The organism is Fibrobacter sp. (assembly GCA_012523595.1).
Classification (GTDB): Bacteria; Fibrobacterota; Chitinivibrionia; order Chitinivibrionales; family Chitinispirillaceae; genus JAAYIG01.
Genome location: JAAYIG010000007.1, coordinates 1 through 23,823, shown reverse-complemented (window position 1 = coordinate 23,823; position 23,823 = coordinate 1). Strand labels below are relative to the sequence as shown.

The following is a 23,823-nucleotide window of genomic DNA, read 5'->3' as shown; positions in this document are numbered from 1 at the left end:
GTTGGAATCAATAATCACGAAGTTCATGGGCGAAACGGCGGCAAAGCTCCGAATCGTTTTTGATGCCCTGCAAAAGCATCGGGGTATTTACCTGTTCGATGAGTTTGATTCTATCGGCGCAATGCGGGCAGCCGGAAACGATGTCGGCGAGATACGGCGAATATTGAATAGTTTCTTACAATTTATCGACCATGACTGTTCAAACAGCATGATTCTTGCGGCAACCAATCACCCGCAGATGCTCGATTATGCCTTGTTTCGGCGGTTCGACGATGTGATTGAATACTCGCTACCGGATGCAAAGCAGATACGGCAGCTCATCGAAAACCGTCTGGCCGGTTTTTCTGAAGACGGCATAAACTATGCCGACCTTGCAAAACGGGCCGATGGGTTGAGCTTCGCGGAAATCACGCGGGCTTGCGAGGACGCAATCAAGGAAAAGATTATCATGCGAAAAGAAGTGGTCGGCGCAAAGGCGGTCGCCCGCATGCTTGACGAAAGAAAGAAATATCACTCCAGCATGACTTCCACCTATGATACCGGGCGGGCATAATCATGCCCCGCAATCCGGAACGGTTTGTCTACCGTCACCTCCAGCTTCCGTCTGAGTACACTGAACCCGAACGGTATAAAAGCGCCAAAGGCCGTGGGAAAGATGTTAAGCTCCGGCAACGTATCCGTGAAGCGCATCGGGCATTATTACTCGGTCAATTGGAACATGTTCAACAGGAACTTGCCCGACTCGACGAACGTCGAGAGGCTATGGGGATTTCCGGCTTCGAGGGAGTGACGGTTGTCTTCCGCAGTGAGCCTGATTACGAACTGACGCACGAAAGCCTTGACCTTCGCCCCTCGGGTATTGAACTTCTGAATGTTCGCGAAATCCAAGGCACTACCTATGCTGCTGTCTTCATTCCTGAAGGCAAGTTCGATATCTTCTTCAAGCGGTTGGAGAAGTATGCCGCAGAAAAAAAGTACGTCAAACTTTTCGACAATATTTCGGAAATCAAGAAAGCTACGGTGGACGGTCTCTGGACAGACGAGCCGAGTCTTTTGCCACATGATGGCGAAACAATATGGTGGGAAGTCTGGCTTCGAGCCGACAAGGACAGCAAGAAAATTCTGGACTACTTTCGTGCCAATGCCGGGAAAGTCGGTCTACGGCTTGATAAAGATTCGCTTTTCTTTCCGGACAGAACCGTTCTCCTCGCTTTCGGCACGCGTGAGCAGATTGCCGAATCGGTCGATATTCTCAATTGCATAGCGGAACTTCGCAAGGCGAAGGAATCCCCGGCAATCCTGCTTGATATGCCACGAGCAGGGCAACAGGAATGGATAGACGACACCTTGCGGAGATTGCAGGTACCCGGCCTTCGCGATGTATCCGTCTTGCTGCTTGATACCGGCGTGAACCGCGAGCATCCGTTGATTGCACCACTACTCCACCAAGACGACCTTCATGCCTATAAAACCGAATGGGTGAAGACCGACGAAGATGGACACGGAACGGGGATGGCCGGACTTGCGCTTTATGGTGACTTGATGGAAGCGGTTTCATCGGGTGCGGAAATAGAAATGGGTCATGTCCTCGAATCCGGCAAGATTATCCGCCATGACGGAAACGATAATGCCCCTGAACTCTACGGGGCGGTCACATCTCAAGTCATTTCGATGGCAGAGATGCAGGCACCAGACCGAAAGCGGGTGATTTCGCTTGCTATTGCGGCAACGGATGACCGCGACCGGGGCAAGCCGTCTTCGTGGTCTGCCGCCATAGATAAAATTGCTTCGGGCTATGGGGAAGATGGGGAACCGAAACGGCTTGCAATTATTTGCGCCGGAAACATCGACCCGGAAGACATGATAGCGTACCCATTCCGAAATATCAATGACGATGGAATCCATGACCCCGGCCAAGCATGGAATGCGGTTTGTGTCGGCGCGTATACCCAGAAGACCGCTATCGACACGACAAAGAACCCCGGTCTTGAGCCAATCGCCAATGCGGGGAATATCTGTCCGGCAAGTACAACCTCACTGATATGGGATAGGCAATGGCCGCTCAAACCCGATGTCGTTTTTGAAGGTGGAAACTGGGCGACGGATGGACATACGGCAATCGGGGGTGACCCGGATGAGATTAGACTTCTGACCACGAACCGGGATTTCACTCGGAACTATTTCACAATCACAGGCGATACGAGCGCCGCGACTGCCCAAGTCGCCCGCATAGCTGCAATAATCCAGAAGGAATACCCGGACTTCTGGCCCGAAACCATCCGGGCGCTGATTGTGCATTCGGCTGAATGGACACCTGCCATGCTCCGGCAGTGGAATCTTGATTTGGACCGCACCCAGACACGCAAGGCCGATGTCGAGAACCTTGTAAGGTATTGCGGTTTTGGAGTGCCGGATATCACCCGTGCCCTGCATTGTGCCCAGAACAGCCTGACCCTTGTGATGCAGAGTTCATTGCAGCCGTACCAGAAGACGACAGGCGCACCGACCATGCGGGACATGAACCTTCATACCATCCCGTGGCCGAAAGATATTCTTCGTGACCTTGGTAATAACCCCGTAGAAATGCGGGTCACGCTTTCCTATTTCATTGAACCCAATCCCGGTGACAGGGGTTGGAACAACCGTCATCGGTACCAGTCGCATGGGTTACGGTTCGACATGAACCTTGCGGAAGAGACCAAAGAAGGTTTTCGGCAGTATCTGAATTGGGCCGCCCGCGAAGGCGAAGAAGAGGTGAATGTCATAAGTCAACGTGACGGGCATCGGTGGATTCTGGGGAAAGACCATCGGCACAAAGGCTCTATTCACTCTGATATCTGGAAGGGTACGGCCATCGAATTGGCAGAACGTACCTACATCGGTGTCTACCCTGTAATCGGCTGGTGGAGGCAAAACACCCGGCACAAGTGCTGGGACAAGCAGGCCCGGTATTCTCTTGTTGTCAGCATCTCAACCCCGGCTGAAGACGTTCAACTCTATACTGCAATTGCAAACCAGATTGGCATACAGATAACCACGTAGTCTCTCTCCGTCCGAAAAGGCAACCAAGATTCACCCCGATGGAATTTTCGTTACGGCGAGCGCTTGGCACTACCCGTAATCGGAGACTCCCGGCAAGTACCTTTTGCTCTTGCCCTGCAAACCGTCGCGGGTAGTGGTCTCCGGGTACGGGTGTATATGCTTGGTGTCTGGTTAATAGTTTGGAATTCAGGCCCGGTTTAGAGCCTTCCAGAGTGTACCCGGAGTGTACCCACTTTGCGAAAAGTGTACCCGTTTTGAGGGTATTTCCGGGTATTACAGGGGTTGAGCGGCAGGCGGGTAGAAAAAAAGAAGGCCCTGAAAACTGCCGTTTTTAACTTGTTTTGGGCAATTTTCAGGGCTTTTATTGGTAGCGGGGGCTGGATTTGAACCAACGACCTTTGGGTTATGAGCCCAACGAGCTACCGGACTGCTCCACCCCGCGATATTTCTTATTTCAAAAGAGGATTTAAAGATACTTCTTTCCCTCGTAGGGTCGCAAGTCTTTTTCTGTACTTTTATTCCTACTGCAATTTAAATGCCTGGGAAAAAAACAAAAAGTTTCATTTTTTTCTGAACCGATCAATAATAATGATCCACTTAACATATTAATATTTATATTGTATAATAAATTCCGACATCGGGTTAAGTTCAAATTAACCGATTAAATTAACCGGAGGCCCCATTTATGTACCTCAAAAAATTGATAAGATTTACTGCATTTTTATTGTTTCCTCTTCAGCTTACCTGGGCTGTTACTATTTATGTATCCCAGGACGGTTCAGGGACTTTTACAACGGTACAGGCTGCTGTGGATGCCGCAATGCCGGGTGATGTAATCGAAATTACCGATCTGGGTACCTATAATGAACAGGTGACTATCCAGGGTAAAAACAATATCACTATCAGGTCCACAAACCCGGAGATATCCAGAAAACCGGTTATAAAGTATCAGGATAAAACTCATGTACATCCAGTGGACAAACAGGAATACGAGGCCGGCATTATCGATTTCGACCAGAATGGCGCATTGCGCATCATGGAGGCTAACAATATAACCATTGATGGAATTATAGTCGATGGAGGCGGGCCGTATCCTTTCGCTTACCCTGGTATCTGGGGATCCTCAGCTCTGTTTCATGGCAATGGAGCATTCTGCCTGTGGGTGGCAGGTGATGTCACTATACGCAACTGTGAAGCAAGGAACGCATATTTCGGAGTAAATGTAAAGGACAGGAACGAGGGAGGCATATTTGCAAACGCCAATCCTAATGATCTTGAACCAACAGCAGTCGTTCCTCTGTCAGGATTTGGAAAAACCGGAAACCATCTTTTTGAGTTCAACCGTTTCCATGACAACTCCTACGGAATTTTCTTTGAATCCACATGGGATCTGGGATCAGTAGTAAGGTATAATCTCTTTTACAACAATTTTCACGCTCCCACCACAGTAACTGCCATGGTCAATTTGCCTGAAAGAGACAACCAGCCCGGTGGAGCGCTTTTCTTCAAGGATCATCTCCTATCTCCTTTAGCAATTTACAATAACACCTTCTGGCATAACTTTATCAATTTTGCCGGACAGTGGCGCCCCGGCTGCCAGCATCTGATCTTCAACAACATCTATGCACGTCCAAACAAATTCAACGATTCCTATTTTGCAATGGATAAGCTTTTTACCTACCGGATGCATAACTGTATCTATGCCGCTCAGAAGGAGACGCCTCAGATTCAGAATCAAACTCTCCAGGATGGGACAATAGTGCAAGTCATTCGCTACCTGGCAATCATGAACGGTGTTGAGGCTGAGAAAACCTCTGTGGATTTCCCGCGCAGTGATGGAACCACTGAGAGGATAAATGATATTATTGTGGAAGGCGCATTGCTTTCTGCCGGTAATGATGGGTTCCCCCGCAGTGCGAATATCAGGTGGGTTGAGCCTGTGTTCCAGTCAGAAGACCCCGATGATCCTCAGTTCCTGGTGCCGGACTGGGAGAACCCCCTGATGATGCAGTACATTGTCGATCAGGGATGGTCAGAGGCGGGAATATACGATGCGGACGGATCGGTCGCAGACCTGGGACGGTACCCATATAATACCACTCCCAGCACGACATCTGCTCATATAAAACCACTTGATGCTGTGACGATAAATGGTAATACTGCTACTGTACCTTTCCGGCTCAGTGTTACCAATGGAACATTCAATAACCCGAAAGTTAAATATGTCAAATGGGTAAACGATGTGCGGTTTGTCGATTCCTGGGCAAGCGGTACTCCAAATAATGAGCTTGCTGCCGGGGATCTTCACGATGTACTACTCAATCCATCCGACTATGTTATAGGCACCAATAATATCACTTTTACAGTACGTCCCCGTACCGCAACCCAGCTTTACGCTTTTCTGGAACTGGTACTTGAAGGAACTGATGCAGCAGGACAGACCGTTACATCCAGCGTAGGTTTTCTCCCTTACAGGCAACTTGAATACCAGTTCATCGTGGAGGTAGTGGATGCCCTTAACAACGGGCGTGTATTGGATTCTGTTACTGCCGGCCAGAAGGTTTATCTGCGGATCACTCCTGTTAAAATCGGCACCACAGTTCCTATCCAGTTTCCCATCGATTCTGCTGAAGTATCACTGGTATCGGGGTTTGATCTAAAGGATCATGACGGAAAGGATTTTGTAATTCAATCAGGCTTTACCGGCCAGAAAACTTACCCGGTCATGTTTACACGTGTTCCGACCGGATCCGGGATGGAAAATGTCAGTGCCAGAGGCAGGTTCACATATACTGACGGGACTCAGAAAGCGATTGGGGGAATCTCCGATGAAGTGAAAATCCTGCCCGGACCGCCTGAGAGCCTGGAATTCAGTTCTCCACCATCCGACAAGCGTAAATTTGACCCGGTGGAGATAAATCCGGGCGTTAAGATGCCCGTATTGGTAAATGTATATGATGAGTACTCCAATCTGGTCAGTGCCGGCGCTAGTGTTTCACTGGCGAGCCTCGATCCTCTTATCGGTGATGTCGCCGGACCAGCGACTGCTTTGACAAATGACGAGGGGGCAGTTACTTTCCGTGCCCAGGTAACAGAGGGTGATCTGGATCAGGTTTTCAGGCTGGTTGCTACTCTGGCTACCGGTTTCACAGATACCGCATCATTGAAGGTCGGACAGCCGAAAACAAGGTTGTGGATCTTTTACGATGATGTACTGAATTACGACTCCAGCGCTGTGTTGAGAGGTGCAGTGGGAAGCAGATATCCTGTGACAATCGTGGCCTCTGGTGATGGTACTGCGATAGATGAGGCAATAAACAAAGAGATTCAGATCCTTACTCAGGGCGCTGTTCCGCTGGTCTTCTACGCCGATCAGAGCGGGGGGGAACCTACTGATATCTTCAATCTTGTAAATGGACAGGCAGTAGTATGGGTAACAGCTACCAGACCGGTAAACGGGGGAATTATTACTGCAATTACCACAGATAATTCCCTCAAGATGGTAAGCAGGGGAAATATCTATTTCACTCAGTCTCCTCTTAAGATCTTTTACGGTGAGGTACTCAGTCCTAAAGAAACTCTCAGGGGAATGGCAGGTGAGAGAGTACGGATCACCATCGCTGCAAGCGACGGGCTGACTGTGTTTACAGATTATAACAGTACTCTACACGTAAAGACCGCTCAGAATACACCTCTTCTGTTTTACTCGACTGCGGACGCCGCCACACCGGACTCTGTTTTTACCCTGGTGGATGGACAGGTGGAAGTGTGGGTGACCGCTACCGGACAGGTCGTCAATGGAAGTATCTTCGTGACCGATGTTGATACTGTACTTGCAAATGCCTCAAAGAATAAGATTTACTTTGATAAAATGCCGCTTTACATGGCTTTCGATGACGAATTCCCCAGCAATCAGGCTGAAATACGGGGGTATGTGGGGATGCGTTATCCAGTAACGATTGTCACCTCCCTGGATGGGCAGATAATCAATACTTCCTTTAACAATGCTCTGATTGTAAGCGGCGGGGATTCCACATCAACACTGCGCTTTTACGCTTCGGAAACAGCGGAAACAGCCGATTCCGTGTTCAATCTGGTAAACGGGCAGGTGACTGTATGGGTCAGTTCCGATTTACCTGTCAATAACGATACAATCCGGGTGAGGTCAGTTGATAATCTTCTTACGACAATAAAAGGGGCAATGTCTTCTTTTCAAAAGTCATGCTCTACATCTATTATGATGACATGAAGGATCAGACATCGGAGCTGCGCGGATATGTGGGGACCAGATACCAGGTACTCCTGGCGGCATCACTTGACGGAGAGACAGTAGCAACCGGGTACAACAATGATATCCTGCTTAATCCGCTGGGATTCCCATTTCAGTTTTTCGCTTCAGAGAATGATGAAACGCCGATTACATCCACAAAGCTGACTCTCGGGGCAGACACTCTATGGCTTGGAGCGACTGCTCCTGTTGAGAACGGAAGAATGGAGGCCTCGGCTCCTGACAGCCAGCTTAACACTGCAACGAGGACAAGGATAAATTTCAGCGCCATACCTCTGATGCTTTTCTTTGATGATACAGTCACTTATAATCCCAGTGCGCAGATTAACGGCTCGGCAGGGGAGAGATTTCCTGTTACTATCAGGGCTACACTGGACACTATTACACCTTTAACAAACTATCAGAGTGAACTGGCAATAACAGTCAGCCCTGATCTTCTGAAGATCTTTGCATCCGGAGATATCAGTGATAAGAATGAAATCTCCAGTATCAGTCTGATCAATGGTCAGGCTGTTATCTGGGTGACCAGTTACAATCCTGTTTCAAATGGCATGATAGAGGTCGCTCCGGTAAGTGATGCATCGCTGGCTCAGGGATCGCGTGACGGGATAAATTTTACAAAGAGCAATTTTGTGATCGAGCATGCCGTGGCAACAGCGAACAATGGTTTTGGCAGGCTTGACAGGCTGGATCTTTATTATACCACCGATCTTACCGCTCCGCCGGATTCGGTGCAGATAAGCTGGCCTGACGGCAGCTCAACGAAAACGATAATCGGTGCGAGTATAACCCTGGATGATGTAAATCCCAGACACGTAATAGTCAATCTGCCAGATCCGTTCCCGGAAGCTGTTACCACCTATACATCATCAACCCGTCTGGGAAATGCTTACTGGAGTGATCCGGCTATTGTGGGAGAGGATCCCGACCGTTGTCCTTTTGATGTAAAAGACAGTATAGGTCCGCTTCTCACAAGCGCGGTTCTGCTGCAGAAGTTCGGTTCAGGCAATGATATCATGTTTATCACATTGTCTGAAAGTGTTTCTCCCTCATCACTGGTTGGTTCTTCACTTCTGCTGAAGAGTACCACAGGAGAAGTCGCGATCAATATTCTGGGGGCGGTGGCACTTGGAGATACGATTAGAATCGTGGTCGAGGAGAGTGCATCTTACAAGATAAATCCATTGGATTCTTTACGAATCAATTCTCAGGGGAACACAGTTGACGTCTACGGCAACAGGGCGCACCCTGAGAACCGGCCCGTAGTAATTCAGTTGAGACTCGTTCCTCCGGAAATAGACTCGGCTTTTTACGCGGATGTCCATCCGGATGGGTTTGTGGACGAGGCGATAATCCATTTCAGTGCTGCTGTAAACCTGTCGTCAACGGTAATGGAATTTACTTTTGACGGTACCGGATCACCTGAGCTGGGAAATGAGAGATTCAGCTATGTTGACGGTGACAGCAGCGTTGTCCGGGTGGATCTCAGCGGAGTTTTCAGCTTCCCGGAACCAAGAACTTCCGGAGTGATGCATGTTGAGGTGACATATAGCAATTTCCCTGGTGAGGAAAAGAGTAAAGATGTAAAGGACAGGGCTGCTCCGGTAATAAAGAGCGCCAATTACTGTCCGGGTGACATGCTGGATGAGAACAGTTTTGCAAAAGATACTATCAAGGTTATCTACAGCGAGAATATCGCGGTAACAGACGGCAACACTCCACTGCTTCTGAATCAGATTGTAAGTGGAATTACCGGCTACACGATGAATCTGAAAGTTCTCAGCCAGCATAATGATCAGGTTGTCTTTGTGGTAGACTCCATAGAGAGCGGGATCCGCCCGACATCGAGTGACTCAGTCTGGATAAATGTTGGCGGCGCTGTTACAATGGATGCACAAGGAACTGTGCAGAAGAATCCAGAGAACAGGAGAGTGAAATTAAGTGTCAGACCGGTAAAGATGAAGATCAATGTCAAGGTCGGCCCCAATCCGTTCAACTCAACTAAACCCATAGTCTTCATTGTTGATCCTACATTGAAGATAGCGGATCTTGTCAATGTCGAGGCCAGGATATCGATCTACGACGCGCTTGGAAATGTGGTGTTCAGACCTGATCCCAAGAAGAATCCTCCGGGAGATACCAAGGTACAGTTCTCCTGGGACGGCAGAAATCTGAAGGGACGAAAGGTAGGGAATGGAACCTATATGGCTGTCGTGCAGTGCAAGAACCTTTTGACAAATGAACGGACTCAATACACCTTTATGATAGCTTTTAAGAACTGAAAAGAACCCTTTTCAGTTTAAGAATCGGAATCGGTACCAGGATTGGTATCGGTTCCTTTTTTTTAACTTACGGGTTTGGCATCGGAATTGAAACTGCTGAAAAGCGGTGAAAGATATCAATTCCGATACCGACACCGATTCGGGGAACGGATATCGCTTGACAAACAGGCGAGTCCTCGTGACAGTTACCGGGATATGAATTATTTTTGCCTTATGAACCGGATACTTTTCTTACTGGCTTTAATCATTCCTGTGTGCAGTATCATGGGTTGGGATGAACTGGAGCCTGGACTTCAGTGGAATATATTCCGCTCTCCTCTTTATCCTGACAGTGTAAACACGTGTATAAGGATATTAAAAATTGATCCTTCCAGATTTCATCTTCGGGTGCTGAGTGTTTCCGCTCCCGGGCAGGAGAAACTTCTTTCAACAATGCAATGGTGTGAGAAGGAAGGGCTTGTGGCCGCAATTAATGCAGCGATGTATCAGACCGATTACCGGACCAGTGTCTCGCTTCTGAAAACACAATTATTTGTAAATAACCCCAGACTTTCGGGCGATAAGACGATTCTGGCCTTTGACCGGAGAACAGCCGGGATCCCGGTTGTAAAGATAATCGACAGACAGTGCGAGGATTTTCAGATCTGGAAAGACAGGTATGGCTCTTTCGTGCAGAGCATACGCATGATTTCCTGCACCGGAAAAAATGTGTGGGCCAAAAATCTTCCCAGATGGAGCATCGCAGCAATAGCTACCGATAAATCAGGACATATTTTAATGATACACGTTGCTCTGCCGCACACTGTGCATGAACTGACCAACATACTGCTTTCTCTTCCGCTGGACATAGAAAGGGCAATGTATCTTGAGGGTGGTTCAGAGGCTCAGTTATCAGTTGTAAGTAGAAAGAAGAGGGTCGAAATCGCTGGTATGTACACTGGTACTGGTTATTCTCCTGTGGTTGCACCAGCAATACCGAATGTAATTGGAGTAGCCAGAGGAAGTTGGCCTTTGTCATCCAAATAGTAGAATTTTGTGATTTCCTGAATCTTCATCAACTTTTTAAATTCTGGACGAAAGAAGATTTTCAAGGAAAAATCTTTTTTTTGCCGTGTAACTATACTAAATTTAAACATTCATGACTTTATTGCACCTGAGGTCATATTCTTTTCATCATTACCCTGCCATCGTATACAACATTGAGAGCGGATTCATTGACGAACTGGTTTAAGGGAGAATAATGGAAAGAATGGATTTCCGCAAAATTTCTTTGTCGCCTGCCAGATGCGGTGCGGATCTCTCAAATGGAAGTGAACGAGCTTCCTATGTTCCCATGAAACACATTTTCAAGGTACTTAAGCGGCCTCACCGGGCTGTAAACCTCATGTTTACATATTACCCCTTTGACAAAGGCTGGCCAAAGCGCGCGAGTGAATTGGTAAAGTGGAAAGCCGGGATGGGGCAATGGGATCTTCCCTATGATGATTATGAGGTGTTTCTGGGGGGAGAAGGAGGCTCTCAGGGTGCTGAGGTCTTCAGGCAGTTTCGTGATGTGCGCAGATATGGTCAGGACATCAATTTCACACTTACCATAGACTTGAAAGTGCCGGTGAAAGGGCTCAGAGCCATTGCACGTGACCTGAGGCCTTATGGGCGCGTGTTTTTCAGGATTAATCATGAGTGTAACGGCAACTGGTTTCAGCACAACAAACGTTACAGTTTTAAACAGGTAAGCGACTTTTTCTGCAAATTCCACAATATCATTAAAGAGGAAGCTCCTCTTGTGCAGACTGTCTTGTGTGTAAACGGATGGGATTCTGTAGAGATGATGCATCTGGGGATACGCGAACTGGGGGGAGCTGTCAGAACCGCAGACATCCTTGCGCTGGATAAATACATCTCTCTGCATTTTGGCTGGCCCAACAAGTTCAGAGATGATCCAGGTGTTTACAATAGATTATCTGTTAAGGACTGGTGGGAAAACGTCAAATTCAATTACCGGGAGATCTGTAAATCCAGAGGAAGTGACTCTTTTCCCTTTACTCTGCCGGAAATCAATGCTGATTCGGATGTGGACGGGTATTATGGGCAGGCAAGGAAAATCGCAGAGGTCTATGATCTGATCAAGACAGAAAGACCGGATTGGCTCCATGCTATGACACTGTATCAGTTCAGAGATCGCGGGGGGCTGGGGCTGGAGCTGGAAGATCGAAAGACTCACCAGTTTATCAGACGTCTGCCATCATGTGCTGCTTACCGTAAAGCGGTTTCAGATCCCTACTACAATCCGGGAATAGTCCAAAAAGGAACTCTCAGACAGAATGGGTCGCGGGTGAAGCTGAAGTGGTATAATTCTGAGAAGGCGGATGGCATAAGGATAACCGGAAGAAGGCCGCTGAAGTCTGTGAGAGCGAAACTGGAACTGGAGAAGGGTAATTATATCATTCAGGTAAATGGCAGATGGATTCATACTACAGGCGGAGAAGTAGACCTGAAAAGCTATCTGGAGCCTGGTTCAAAGTATTCCATAAATGTTTTCGCGCCTCCTGCAGAAGGGGTAAACTCAGTTGGACCGGATGGCGGATATCTGCCCTGTTATCAGACGGAATTGAGCAAAACCCCTCAAATGGTTTTCTGATTCGTGTGTATTTGCTATTCAGACCTTCTATTAAATATCTTCTAGAAGACCAGAATTTCAGGCGATCTGTTTCCGGAATATGAAAGGAGATTGTTATGTTTAATGTTCTGGTGGCTGATTGCGATTTGGATTCTCATGAGTTAGTCGATGATATCATCGAGATTCATTTCAAAAATGTCAAGATAGACCGTGCCCTCTGTTATGAGAGTTTTCTCAATAAGATACAGGCTTCGGGCCAGCAGTATGATTTGATTCTTCTCAATCCGGATACCGGCAGTGAAAATGGAAACGATATCGTTGATTTCATTCAGAAATCCTTCCCGGAACTGATGGAAAGGATAATACTTATAGCTGATTCACAACTCGAGAGTTCTCCTGTCGCAAAGTCTCTTCCTGTTATCTACAAGCCCTTTTCTCTGGATAATTTCAGTGAAAAGATCAAGCAGGTTTGTGCCTGTTCTATTTAGGGTTGAATGACTAAAAAAACACATCCCGGCACTCTTTCTGTCTGCATGATAGTGAAGAATGAGGAGCCGATTGTGGCTCGCTGTATAGAGAGTGTCAGGGAGGCCGCTGATCAGATTATAGTTGTAGATACCGGCTCATCCGATTCCACCACAGAAGTCGCAGACAAGGCAGGCGCTGAAGTCTATAGTTTCTCCTGGAATGATAATTTTTCCGATGCCAGAAACGAGTCGCTGAAGAGAGCGACTGGTGAGTGGATACTGTGGCTTGATGCGGATGATATTGTCGCGCCGGAATCGATACCTCTTTTATGCAAACTGAAAAAACAGAAACCTGATAGGGTACTGGCATTTACGGTCCGCAATGAGCGTCCGGGGAACACCGGGACAGAGTTTGTTCAGGCGCGGATGTTTCCAAACAGGCCTGATATCTTTTTTGAGCGGCGGATACATGAACAGATGACGCCCAGTGCTATTCGTGCGGGGCTGATTATGGAGAGCCATCCTGTGGTAATTGAACATCATGGGTACGCTGATCCCGCAGCACTAAGAGTCAAGGCGAAGCGAAATGTTGGTTTACTTCTTCAGGAGTATCAGCATCTGGCAGGGGATCCGGTTATCACGGTAGAGATCGCTGATTCTTACCTGCTGATGGAAGAATATGATGATGCGGTAAAGTGGTATAAAGAGGTGCTTAAAATTCCGGGTTGCCGTGAATCATTACCAAGTATCGCGGGTCAGGCTCTGCTTGGATTAGGCAATATCTTAAATAAACAGGAGAATTTCTCTGAGGCTATAGAGTATCTGAAAGAGGCATCTGAAATCTCTTCCTGGCGCACTGATACTCTTTTCAGTCTCGCTGTGGCTCAGGAGATGAGCGGAGAGATCGAGGAATCCATATCGATTCTTCGCAAGATATGCACTTCAGAGGCAAGACCGGGCCAGGTCGGAGTGGATTTCAGGGCTGCAAGTATCAAGGCGTATCTCAGGCTTATCCGAATTTTGACTGAACAGAATCGTCTCGAAGAGGCTTTTGCTGTAATTCAAGATGCGCTATTGAAACACGGTGATCGTCCTGAGATAAGAAACATGGCCGGCAAGTGTTACCTGAAAGCCGGAAAGCTTATTGATTCGCTTCACGAATTTGAGAAGAGTATAAAAATAATTGTGGAGGGTAATCTTGAAGCATATCTGGGGTTGTGTATTATCTACCGGATTGCCGGAGCATTCGAGAGGGCGGGGGAGACTCTTGCCGTAGTTACGCCTTTGTTTGGTGAGAATCCCAGGTTTATGGTTTTCAGGAGTTTTATTTCAGGACAGAGAGATTCATCTGTTGAAAACTACCAGACTGTTCTTGAGGATCTTCGCAGGGAGTTTTTTTATACCTTCTGATCACCTCCTCCATCTTCGGAATCGGCATCGGTATCGAAATATTTTGTAAAGCAATACTTCTTTAATCAATTGGATCAAGGTTAATAGCGCATAATAGCTGCAGCCGGTGTTCTGTCCGGCATGTCCTCGGGTTCTACGATATAAACTGTTCCGCCACGCAGCATGGTGTTTATCGCCGCTTTATCAAGCAGATCTTCGTCACCGGGTTTTTTCTCATCGTGAACCTCAATATCCAGCTTGTCCTCCTTGAATTTTCCCCAGACATTCGTGGTTCCGTTTTTAATAAAGAGAGTCCCGATTCTTCCATGCATCGAGCCTGACACAATTGTTTTCAAATCGTTTACTGCTATCGGTTTTTGTTCACCAGAGAGCTGCTTGTAGAGGTTTGTGTCACGCAGACGGTTGGATTGGAAGAGGGGTTCTACAACAGGCCAGGCGAGATGAAAGATCTCCTCATCGGTCAAGTTCTGAGGGTTGATCTGAATTCCGTCTTCGATAAGATTCCAGTATTGGTTAGCTTCTTTGTAGAGGGAATGGAGGTAATCGGTCCCGATGAGAAGCAGAGGGGCATTTGTGTTCTGTATAATTTCTGTTACGGCTTTACTCACCTGGTCGTAATAGGCTTTTATTAAGGCTTTTCTATTGTCTGTGATTCGCCCGTATCCAAAAACGGTTATGTTGTTATTGGAGGCCATCGATGGCTTACTTGCGAACTGAGTTCTGCTGTCCATGATATCAAATTGCAGGGTCTCTTTAATGCCTGCAGGAATCTTATCGGAACGAATCTGGAAAAAGGAAAATCTGGAGCCGGCAAAAAGCCGGACCCTATCGATGTTCAGGTCGAGGAGGTAAAATCTGGTATTACCTGTAAGGGAGGAGAGGATGGGTTTAAGGTGAAAAGATGGAGCGATGTTGGTGATCTGGTGAAAAGAAACCGGAAGCCTGTAGACCTTGAAGATTCCAAGGGCAATAAAGACTGCCATCCCATCACCCTGTTTCTGCCAGAATGCCTCATTTTCCAGGAGTCTCTTTGCTGGATCGAGCAGTGTTGCTGCTGTTGCGCGCCTAAGCCCCCGCTCCATAAGCTGTTTCTCTGCTTCAGTTACCTGATTCTTGAAACGGATTGGATTCTGCTGCATCTCAGCCCCACTCCTTATTGTGGGCAGATAGATGGAGATACAGTTATCAAAATGAACGGAAATCAATTCCCGAAGATCGTCTTCTGTAAACAGATCCACGATTGTCTCCCTTTCTTTAGTACATAACTAAAAAGATGCAACGGTTATGCCATAGAGATGTAAGTATCTAATGGCCTGTGAATTGCATCAAAAGATGTCAGTTCTTCCTGGACAGGTATCCGTACAAGGACATTTACAATGCAAGGCAACAGCGATCAATTAAACGATAGAGAAGGCAGAGTTTCCAATCTTTCCTTGCCTCAGGTGATAAAAGAAATCTGGACCCAGTTTTCCAGATTGATGAGGAAGGAGATCGAGCTGGCTAAAACAGAGTTACGGGCTGACATAAGATCAGAAGTTTTCATGCTAAGTGGCCTGGGGATAGCTGCGGTCCTGGTGTTACTAACCATAAGCATGCTTCTGGTTACTCTGATTCTTGCTCTCTCGGAGATTCTTCCGGGCTGGGCAGCGGGACTCATTGTCAGTGGAGTTCTACTGCTGCTCAGTGCCATTGTGGCAATTATTTCCTGGAGAAAACGGGTAAAGGTTCCGCTGAAGAGGACCCGTGAGGTCCTGGAGGGAGATTTAAAATTTACAAGAGGCAGGTTTGCATGAATCTGGAACACGATCACAGCAAAGCTACTCCATCACGGGAATCGGATCTGCTTGAAGGAGAGGTGGAGAGTATACTCAACGATATCACACTTCTGCTCAGAGAATTGACCAACCGGATGCAAAGGACAGTCTTTATTTTGTTTCCTCTCTTTTTTGCAATTCTGCTTATAGTGGTCATATCGATGGCGGTTTGTTTAAAAAAAAGAAGCTCATCGGTGTGTTCCTGATGTATCATAATCAATATGAATTACCTGGCACATCTTTTACTGGCCAAACAGGGGCAGGGCAGTGCTATAGGAAGTCTTCTGGCAGATTTCACCAGGATTCCTTCAAGCAGGCTAAGTCTGCATTTCGAGGAGGAGATCGCCTCAGCCATAATTCTTCATCGCAGGATCGATTCCTTTACCGACTCTCATAGCGATGTTGCCTCTGCCTGCCATCATTTATTCAGTAAATATCGCCACTGGTCAAGAGTGATAATCGATATCGCCTTCGATTACTTTCTTACAAAACACTGGAGTTTATACAGTGATCTTTCTTTTGATGATTTTATCAGGCAGTCCTACAGCTATCTAAGTGATCTTCCTCCCGGGATGCCGGTACGATACCAGAGATTTACTCAGAGGCTGATCAGCCATGATGCCTTGCGGGCTTACTGCGGAATCGAGCAGCTCAAAATTGTATTCGATAGGCTTCAGAACCGTATTAACAGCACTGTGTCGATTTCAGGGGCCTGGGAGGATATCGTGGAACATCATGAGGCAATTGAGCATCACTTTCGCTCCTTTTTTCCTCAGGTGATTTCTTTTGTGGATGGGGAGAAGGAGAGGATGGGGAGTGTTACCTCTGGGGTGAAAGAGTGAATTAACTGTAAAAATCGCTAAGTTACCTCCGGGGTGAAACAGTGACTGAACCTGTTAAATTCCTGAATTACCCCTTGATAAAACATGATTATGCTGAGTCTCCTCCAGGATGAAATTGTGACTTAATTTTTGAGTCGCTGAGCCTCCTCCGGGGTGAAACAGTGTCTGAACCTGTTAAATTGCTGAATTACCCCTGATAAAACATGATTATACTGAGTTTCCTCCAGGATGAAATTGTGACTTAATTTTTGAGTCGCTGATCTTCCTCCGGGGTGAAATAGTGAATTAACTGTAAAAAAATCGCTAAGTTACCTCCGGGGTGAAACAGTGTCTGATCTTGTTAAATTGCTGAATTACCCCTGGTAAAACATGATTATCCAGAATCATCCAAGCTGACCTTTCCCCCGGCTGTTCTTCATGCTGAGGAATTCTCTTCAAAATTTTATTCCCGCTTATTCCTGTCATCACAAAGAAATTCCTGCATTCAATTCCTATTTTGAAAATCATTTTTGCACTAATGGAATTTTTCTGGTGAGAAAAGGCCTAATAGACACGGGTAATTGTCCATTTAAGGCTTTTTTGGAATGGAACAGTTTTTGCATGATCAATGGATCGCAAAAATGAAAACTTGTGACAGGCCTGTCCCAGATTTCATGTACCCTTTCAACATTTCACCATTTTCAAAGGAAGCGCAGTATGTCTCAGAAGCTTTATATTGGTAATTTGCCCTACAGAACCACAGAGAGTGATGTCAGGAAGTTTTTCTCCAAATACGAACCGATTCATTCTGTTGTGCTTATATCAGACCGGGAATCAGGCCGTCCAAGGGGTTTCGGATTTATCGAGCTGGAGGATGCAAATGCTGATAGTGCCATAGCAGAGTTGAGTGATACGATGTTTGGCGGGCGCAACCTGCGTATAAGCAGGGCACGCGACAGGGAGAATGTCGGGAGAGCTCAACAGTTCAATAGAGTATAAGAGAAATCATCTGCCGGCCTGCATACTTTTCCAAAGGGAAAGGTATGCGGCCGGATTAAGGATAACTGATAATTCCCCGGAAACGCTTATGGAACCATCCAAACCAGTGTTCCGGTCTTTTGCGGATCCACTCTGAAATTATCTCATTGTGAATCCGCTGATATTCAGCTATACATTCATCTTCACTTTTGCAAGCAAGATCAGGAGGTTGGGGTTTCTCAAGGACAATCTTGTAACTGTTTTCGCCTTTTTCCATTATCGCGGAGATCGCCAGAACTTCACAGCCGGTTTTTCTGGCTATTCCGGCCACTGTTCTGACCGTGTTTGCCTCTTTCCCTAAAAACGGTACCATTGTGCCATGTTTTCCGGCATGCTGGTCTATCAGTATGGCGACAATCCCGTTTCTTTTCATCACTTCCATCATCTTGCGCAGAGCCTGATGAGTAAAGATTGTCTTTACAGATGCTCCATCCCGTTTCTCTGCAAGCCATCTGTCAACGATCTCGTTTTTCATCGGTTTGGCTACCACATTAAGATCATTTACCATCCTTCCAAAAACCTCCGCCAGAAACTCCCAGTTCCCATAGTGTGCCAGAAGAACTATGAGTCCTTTACCCTGAGCCATCGCAGAATCCACATAATGATAATCCTGGATGGTGTAAGGGGGAAGTTTACTGGATTTACGCAGAAAATCAGAGGCATATCTTCCAATATTGAGGTATAGATCCCGTAGTATCTTTTTTAATTGACTGCTATCCCACAGTCCAACATGTTCCATGTTCTTTAGCGCAATCTTGCGGCAGACTCCTGAATAATAGAGCAGCAGTCCAGAAATTTCACCGATCTTAAGCGCTGCTGTCCTGGGAATAAGACTCAGGAATTCCTGAAGGGTTCTTAGGAGAAGGTATTCAATATTATATTTAATTTTATTTGAATTCATCCGGACAGTTTCTGTTTTTGTAAATTATGTGCGATAACCATAAAAATAGTAGTTTCTTCTGTTACCGGGGGATCAATTTACCTCAGAGGTGAAAAAAAGACTTAAGTCGATAAGTCAAAGAATTACCTCAGAGGTGAATCTTTAATCTCTCCTGTTCAAATTGACTATTTTACAGTTTGCAATATTCAATCATTAACATTTACTACAGGTATCGTAATGCTTGAGGTCTCTATTATCAGCCCTACCTTTAATGAGAGGGAGAATCTGCCAAAACTGGTTGAAGAGCTATTCTCTACAATGGAAAACATTTCTGATATCGATATTGAACTGATCATTGTAGATGATAATTCTCCCGACGGAACAGGGGATGAAGCAGAGAAGCTTGCTTTAAAGTATCCCCTTAAAGTGATTCACCGTAAGGGCAAGATGGGCCTTGGGAGTGCAGTCATGGAGGGCTTCAAGTTGTCCACCCGACCGCTTCTGGGTGTGATGGACGCTGATCTGAGTCATGATCCTTCAGTTATCCCGGAAATGATCGGGCATCTTGATAACAATGATATCGTTGTAGGTACTCGATTCGGTGATAAGAGTACTGTCGAGAAGTGGCGCTTTGACAGAAAATTGACCTCTTTTGCCGGTGTCTACCTTGCACGGAAGATCACAAAGGTTTCAGATCCGCTTTCCGGATTCTTTTTTCTGCATCGGAGGGTCCTTGGTGACATGAAACTTACTTCACCTGGATACAAGATCCTCTTTGAAATCCTGGTAAAGGGGAATTACAGCAAAGTAAAGGATGTTCCATTCAGATTCCGCACACGCGAATACAGTCACAGCAAGCTGAATTTTTCTGAATATGTTTTATTTGTGAAGCAACTGCTTCTGTTTTCGTTAAAGAAAAGGAGATGAGTGTCTTTTCATGATTGATGGTCTGGTAATGTTCTCCGGTGGTCTTGATAGTGTAGTGTCAACACATCTCCTTAAAAGCCAGGGGCTATCCATTAAAGCACTGCATTTTGTGCTCCCGTTCTATTCCGGGATGGGCCTTTCCCACGAGCGGGTCAGAACCTACGCTGAGGCGCTCGATGTTCCGCTGATGATAGTGGAGGAAGGGGAGGAGTTTCTGGAAATGATAAGGGATCCCCGTTTTGGCTACGGCAAGAATGCCAATCCCTGTATGGACTGCAGGATCCATCGCCTCAGAAAAGCCAGGAAAATTATGGAATCTGAGGATGCCTCTTTCATTGCAACAGGCGAAGTCATTGGTCAGCGTCCCATGTCACAGCGTCTGGATTGTCTTTACAAAGTGGAGAGTGATACCGGTCTCAAAGGAAGGCTGGTCAGACCGCTTTCCGCCAAATTGCTTCGTCCCAGCATACCTGAACAGAATGGTCTGATCGACAGGGAAAAACTGATGGCAATCTCAGGGAGGGGCAGAAATCAGCAGCTTCAATATGCCAGAACTCATTCACTTAAACATTCTTCTCCTGCAGGTGGATGCGTACTCACGAATGTTGACCCTGCGAGACGTTTTCTGGAAATGGTATCTTCCAACCCGGATTTTACGCTTGCAGATTTCAAGCTTCTGGCATACGGACGGCATTTCAGGCTGGGACCGGGGCTGAAGGCGGTTATAGCTAGAAATGATTCAGAGAATCATACCCTGGAGAAGATATTTACAGATGATGACTATGTGCTTCAGTTGGCTGAGGTCACCGGCCCCTGTTGTGTGCTGCGTGGAGAAGCGACATTGGAACAGCTTGAGCTTGCAGGGGCTATAACAGCGCGGTATACAAAAGCCCGCAATGAGCCTGAAGTAAAGGTTAAAGTGCAGCACAAAGGGAACACTATGATTTTAAAGGTGAAGCCGGCAGATGAAAAGGAATGCGAAAGACTTCGTGTCTAATCAGTTTCTCTTCTCCCACTTAATTTCCGGAATTTTCTTTATGTTAATGAGGAAATAGTATCCGGGATTGAGTTTTTCGGGTCGCCATTCAAATCTCATATCCCAGCATTCCATATCGCAGCTTATTCTGAAGCTGTTCTGCACCCATTGATTTTCCATAAAGTTATAAACACTGCTCCATTGTATTCCCCAGTTTCTTGTGAATTTCAGAGAAGCTGAAGCACTGAGGCTGTAATACTTTTCAGGAACAAACATCTCCGAAGGGTGAGTCCTTTTCAAAGTATAAGTGTACCGGGGTGAAAGACTTACACTCCATTCCTGGGGACCGGCATTGGCATACTTGACAGGGTCGTTTGGATGAAGCGAGTCCAGAACAAGCAGGTCTCCTCCCCAGAGTTTCCCATTTAATCCGAGTGTCCCGGTGCTGAAGTTGAGAGACATGTTTTTCATTATTGGTGTATGAAGATTATTGTTCTGATCGTAAAGCCAGAAGTCGGAATTAAAACTCAGGGAAAGTCCTTTAATGTTCGTTGAGGCTGAAAGTCTCAGATCACTGAATTTGAGGCTGTCTTTTTCAAAATCATAACTGGTGGACATGTCGACAGAAAGGATGGGGAATTTCTTCTCTGTCGGTTTTTCACCCTCTTTACCCGGTGTCACTATTTTACCATCAAACTGATTGTGAAGTCTCAATCCCATTTCCTGTCTTCTTTTGTAAGGCTGGCTTACCGGGATACCCTCGATATCAAAGAAATCATATTTCTGTTTGTGCTCCGGGAAAAGAGTGTAGCTTATGCTGGGGGTTAATGTATGGCGCAGAGCGGCGAAATTGAAGATTTTTATTGGAAAGATACCATACAGTTTTGTAGAAAGGCTTACACCAGCGTTAAAGACTGCATCATGTGCGATTTCGTTCTCATGAATATTCTTAATCGGAAGGATCTTCTGGTTGGTTCGCCTGACCAGGATACTGTCGGGATTTCCATAATTATCCACTGTGATTGTGTCGCGGCTGACAACTTTCCATTCATCATCGGACAGATTATCCTTGAATGGATACTTCAGCATGTACAGTGTATCCCGGGTCAGGGTGTCATAACCGGTAGTATCCCTGTCCATAAATCCATAAAAGGAGGAAACCCTTGCAGAGATGCTGGGATTGACATCAATGCATCCAAAGAGAACCTGGGGGGCTGAGATATCCAGTGACTGAGTGATTCCTGGTCTGTAAGAGGCTTTTATAAGGTTTGCCGGATCTTCTTTGTGTTTATTGACACCTTGCATATTGTAACCGAAATAGATTTTGTTATACCATCTCTCATCTTTTCCAGTGGGAACGGAGAAAAATGGCCTGGAGGGAAGACTGAAGTTGAAAGAGGGGAGATCCTCGGTAATTTTTTTGGTGCCAAGATTATAATCTCTCTTCCAGTTAATCGCAGCGGATGCATTTATGCTCTCAAGCCTGCGGGAAAGAGACATACTCGCAGAAACATTCTGATTAAGCAGTTCTTCATCTAATTCTGAGTTATCTACATAGAATTTCTCATGAGAGACCAGTCTTCCGCTTCCGTAAAGCTGTGTCAATCCATCGGGAGTAAGCTTCTGGTTGTGCGAATAGTTGATTTCCCACTGCTGTGAACTTTTCTGGAATTCTGAATCAAAAGCATATCTTCCGGAAATTCTGCCGTTCAATAGATACTTAATAGCATAACTGCTCCCTCCTTCAAGCACAAACTGGCGGAATTCCGAGATTTTTCCCTTGATAAGAAAGTCCAGGTAATCGTTTGGAGCGAAGTAATAACCTATGTTATCGACATAACCGCCGCTTGTAGGATGTCCTCCCCAGATCGGAGTCAGAAGCCCGCTTCGTCGGTTGCGTTCCAGAGGGAAGATAAAATAGGGGAGGACAGCAACCGGCGCATCACCAATGTTAAACACTACGGGTCTGCTGATGATTTTATCATTGGGGATAAGTTTTATGCTTTTTCCGTAAAAGTAATAATCCGGCGTGTCGATATGCGCACAGGTCGTGTAGTCTCCCTGATCCACATAGAGTTCATTTTTATCTGACTTGACAATTCTCTGACCTGTAAAGTAGCCGTCTTCCACACTTGTTGAGGCATACCTGACCCGTCCTCTTCTGGTTTTTATATTGTAAACCATATAATCACCGACAGTCGTGTCTCCACCCTCAATAAGCTGAGGCATACCGGTTGCAGTGAAGAGGTTGTTTTCTATATCGTAGGTAATGGTGTCTGCGATTAACTTTATATTCTGATATTTGACCAGAGCTTTTCCGTGCAGATTGAGAATTTGTGATTCGGCATCATAGTTTATCAGGTCTGATTCATAAAATATCGAGTCTGTTATTTCCTGTTTTTTCCTGCTGTCTTTAGAGGGGACAGTTTCTGCACTGTCTGTTGCGGCCCCAAAGAGAGGACTCACTGGAAAGATTAAAGTAAGCAGGAGGAGAAATCTTGATATTTGCATTGTTTGTTTCCGGGCAATACTGGGCTGCGCGGATTAACTTCTGGTTTCAAGCAGTACAGAGATTAACTGCTCGATTTGTTCATTTAGAACGGTTATAAGGAATAATGAAGTTTGAACAGTTATAAAAGCTGCATTTGGGAATAAAAATAATAAAAAGACATGAGGTGCGGGGTGTGTGGTTTGCCTCGCAGGTGATTTAGTGAGTACTTCTGCTGGTGATTTAATGATTTACCCCGTAGATGATTTAATGATTCAGCTGATTCACATCGTAGATGATTAAGTAGTTCACCTCGCAGGTAACTTAATGATTCCTGCACAGTCAATTAATGATTCACCTCGCAGGTGAATTATTGATTCAGCCTCGCCAGACCTCAAATCCGAGACACCACCTCCCGTCTTTTCTCAATTTCACAAATAATTCCCAAAATCTTCAGGCATGAACACACACAATTCCTGTTGTCGTCCAATTAGATGTTAAAAAAGGGAGGCTTTAACAATAGTGGAGAACGGGCATTAACCAATGCCGGACTTTATGGCTGCAGCGGAAAAGCGTAGCCTACGTGCAAACCATCTCTTTTAAAAAGTCCAGTTCATTTATCCTGCTGCTCCTTGAGATCATCTTTGAAACCGCTGATCCACTTACCCCCAGATAATTGGCCAGATTAATACAGGAAAAACCAAAGTGGCTGACTCCAACCAGTGCAAAGATCTCTCTGGCAGTGGAGATCTCATTAATTCGGCCGCTGTGAT

General features: G+C 46.1%; 18 protein-coding genes and 1 tRNA gene. 14 read left to right on the top strand and 5 right to left on the bottom strand.

The annotated features are described in order from the left end of the window. A partial coding sequence (locus GX089_00335; GenBank protein ID NLP00917.1) for an ATP-binding protein occupies positions 1-553 on the top strand: 553 nt, incomplete at its 5' end. Between the two features lie 2 nt (positions 554-555). After that, on the top strand, positions 556-3,042 hold the full coding sequence (locus GX089_00330; protein NLP00916.1) for a S8 family peptidase: 2,487 nt from the start codon (positions 556-558) through the stop codon (positions 3,040-3,042). A 365-nt stretch (positions 3,043-3,407) separates the two neighbouring features. Here the strand turns inward: GX089_00330 and GX089_00325 are convergent. Then, positions 3,408-3,484: transfer RNA gene (locus tag GX089_00325), tRNA-Met, on the bottom strand. 243 nt (positions 3,485-3,727) lie between these two features. Between GX089_00325 and GX089_00320 the strand changes: the two genes are divergently transcribed. The 6 genes from GX089_00320 (at position 3,728) to GX089_00295 (ending at position 14,106) form a co-directional block, all read left to right on the top strand. Then, complete coding sequence (locus GX089_00320) at positions 3,728-7,291, top strand: hypothetical protein (protein NLP00915.1); 3,564 nt, start codon at positions 3,728-3,730, stop codon at positions 7,289-7,291. After that, positions 7,264-9,612, top strand: coding sequence for a hypothetical protein (locus GX089_00315; GenBank protein ID NLP00914.1), 2,349 nt, complete (start codon positions 7,264-7,266; stop codon positions 9,610-9,612). Before GX089_00320 ends, GX089_00315 begins: the two co-directional genes overlap by 28 nt. A gap of 213 nt (positions 9,613-9,825) precedes the next feature. Beyond that, positions 9,826-10,638: a phosphodiester glycosidase family protein gene (locus tag GX089_00310; GenBank protein ID NLP00913.1), complete on the top strand. Its 813-nt coding sequence runs from the start codon at positions 9,826-9,828 to the stop codon at positions 10,636-10,638. Positions 10,639-10,852: 214 nt separating this feature from the next. After that, on the top strand, positions 10,853-12,250 hold the full coding sequence (locus GX089_00305; protein ID NLP00912.1) for a hypothetical protein: 1,398 nt from the start codon (positions 10,853-10,855) through the stop codon (positions 12,248-12,250). Positions 12,251-12,345: 95 nt separating this feature from the next. Further along, positions 12,346-12,717 carry a hypothetical protein gene (locus GX089_00300; protein NLP00911.1) on the top strand — a complete coding sequence of 124 codons (372 nt, stop codon included), beginning with the start codon at positions 12,346-12,348 and terminating at the stop codon, positions 12,715-12,717. A 6-nt stretch (positions 12,718-12,723) separates the two neighbouring features. Next, a complete protein-coding gene (locus GX089_00295) occupies positions 12,724-14,106 on the top strand; it encodes a glycosyltransferase (GenBank protein NLP00910.1) in 1,383 nt (460 codons plus the stop codon). An 80-nt stretch (positions 14,107-14,186) separates the two neighbouring features. Here the strand turns inward: GX089_00295 and GX089_00290 are convergent, their stop codons facing one another. Beyond that, positions 14,187-15,344 (bottom strand): hypothetical protein, encoded by a 1,158-nt coding sequence (locus GX089_00290; protein NLP00909.1) that lies wholly within the window; start codon positions 15,342-15,344, stop codon positions 14,187-14,189. Positions 15,345-15,482: 138 nt separating this feature from the next. Between GX089_00290 and GX089_00285 the strand changes: the two genes are divergently transcribed. The 4 genes from GX089_00285 to GX089_00270 all read left to right on the top strand — a co-directional run bounded on the left by GX089_00285 (position 15,483) and on the right by GX089_00270 (position 17,740). Next, positions 15,483-15,899, top strand: a complete 417-nt coding sequence (locus GX089_00285) for a phage holin family protein (GenBank protein ID NLP00908.1) — start codon at positions 15,483-15,485, stop codon at positions 15,897-15,899. Then, the gene (locus GX089_00280; protein NLP00907.1) at positions 15,896-16,126 is read left to right on the top strand and encodes a hypothetical protein; all 231 of its coding nucleotides are present in this window, start codon (positions 15,896-15,898) and stop codon (positions 16,124-16,126) included. Before GX089_00285 ends, GX089_00280 begins: the two co-directional genes overlap by 4 nt. Before the next feature lie 15 nt (positions 16,127-16,141). Beyond that, positions 16,142-16,762 (top strand): DUF479 domain-containing protein, encoded by a 621-nt coding sequence (locus GX089_00275; GenBank protein ID NLP00906.1) that lies wholly within the window; start codon positions 16,142-16,144, stop codon positions 16,760-16,762. A 696-nt stretch (positions 16,763-17,458) separates the two neighbouring features. Continuing rightward, positions 17,459-17,740 (top strand): RNA-binding protein, encoded by a 282-nt coding sequence (locus GX089_00270; protein ID NLP00905.1) that lies wholly within the window; start codon positions 17,459-17,461, stop codon positions 17,738-17,740. Positions 17,741-17,795: 55 nt separating this feature from the next. Here the strand turns inward: GX089_00270 and GX089_00265 are convergent, their stop codons facing one another. Continuing rightward, positions 17,796-18,680 carry a lysophospholipid acyltransferase family protein gene (locus GX089_00265; protein NLP00904.1) on the bottom strand — a complete coding sequence of 295 codons (885 nt, stop codon included), beginning with the start codon at positions 18,678-18,680 and terminating at the stop codon, positions 17,796-17,798. Between the two features lie 216 nt (positions 18,681-18,896). Here GX089_00265 and GX089_00260 point away from each other — a divergent pair, with 216 nt between their 5' ends. Together GX089_00260 and GX089_00255 are read left to right on the top strand one after the other, a co-directional pair. Then, the gene (locus tag GX089_00260; protein NLP00903.1) at positions 18,897-19,586 is read left to right on the top strand and encodes a polyprenol monophosphomannose synthase; all 690 of its coding nucleotides are present in this window, start codon (positions 18,897-18,899) and stop codon (positions 19,584-19,586) included. 10 nt (positions 19,587-19,596) lie between these two features. Next, positions 19,597-20,583 (top strand): hypothetical protein, encoded by a 987-nt coding sequence (locus tag GX089_00255; GenBank protein ID NLP00902.1) that lies wholly within the window; start codon positions 19,597-19,599, stop codon positions 20,581-20,583. Here the strand turns inward: GX089_00255 and GX089_00250 are convergent, their stop codons facing one another. Both GX089_00250 and GX089_00245 read right to left on the bottom strand, forming a co-directional pair. After that, positions 20,584-23,073, bottom strand: a complete 2,490-nt coding sequence (locus GX089_00250; protein ID NLP00901.1) for an LPS-assembly protein LptD — start codon at positions 23,071-23,073, stop codon at positions 20,584-20,586. A 556-nt stretch (positions 23,074-23,629) separates the two neighbouring features. Continuing rightward, positions 23,630-23,823: hypothetical protein (locus tag GX089_00245; protein NLP00900.1), on the bottom strand; the 194-nt coding region annotated here is incomplete at its 5' end.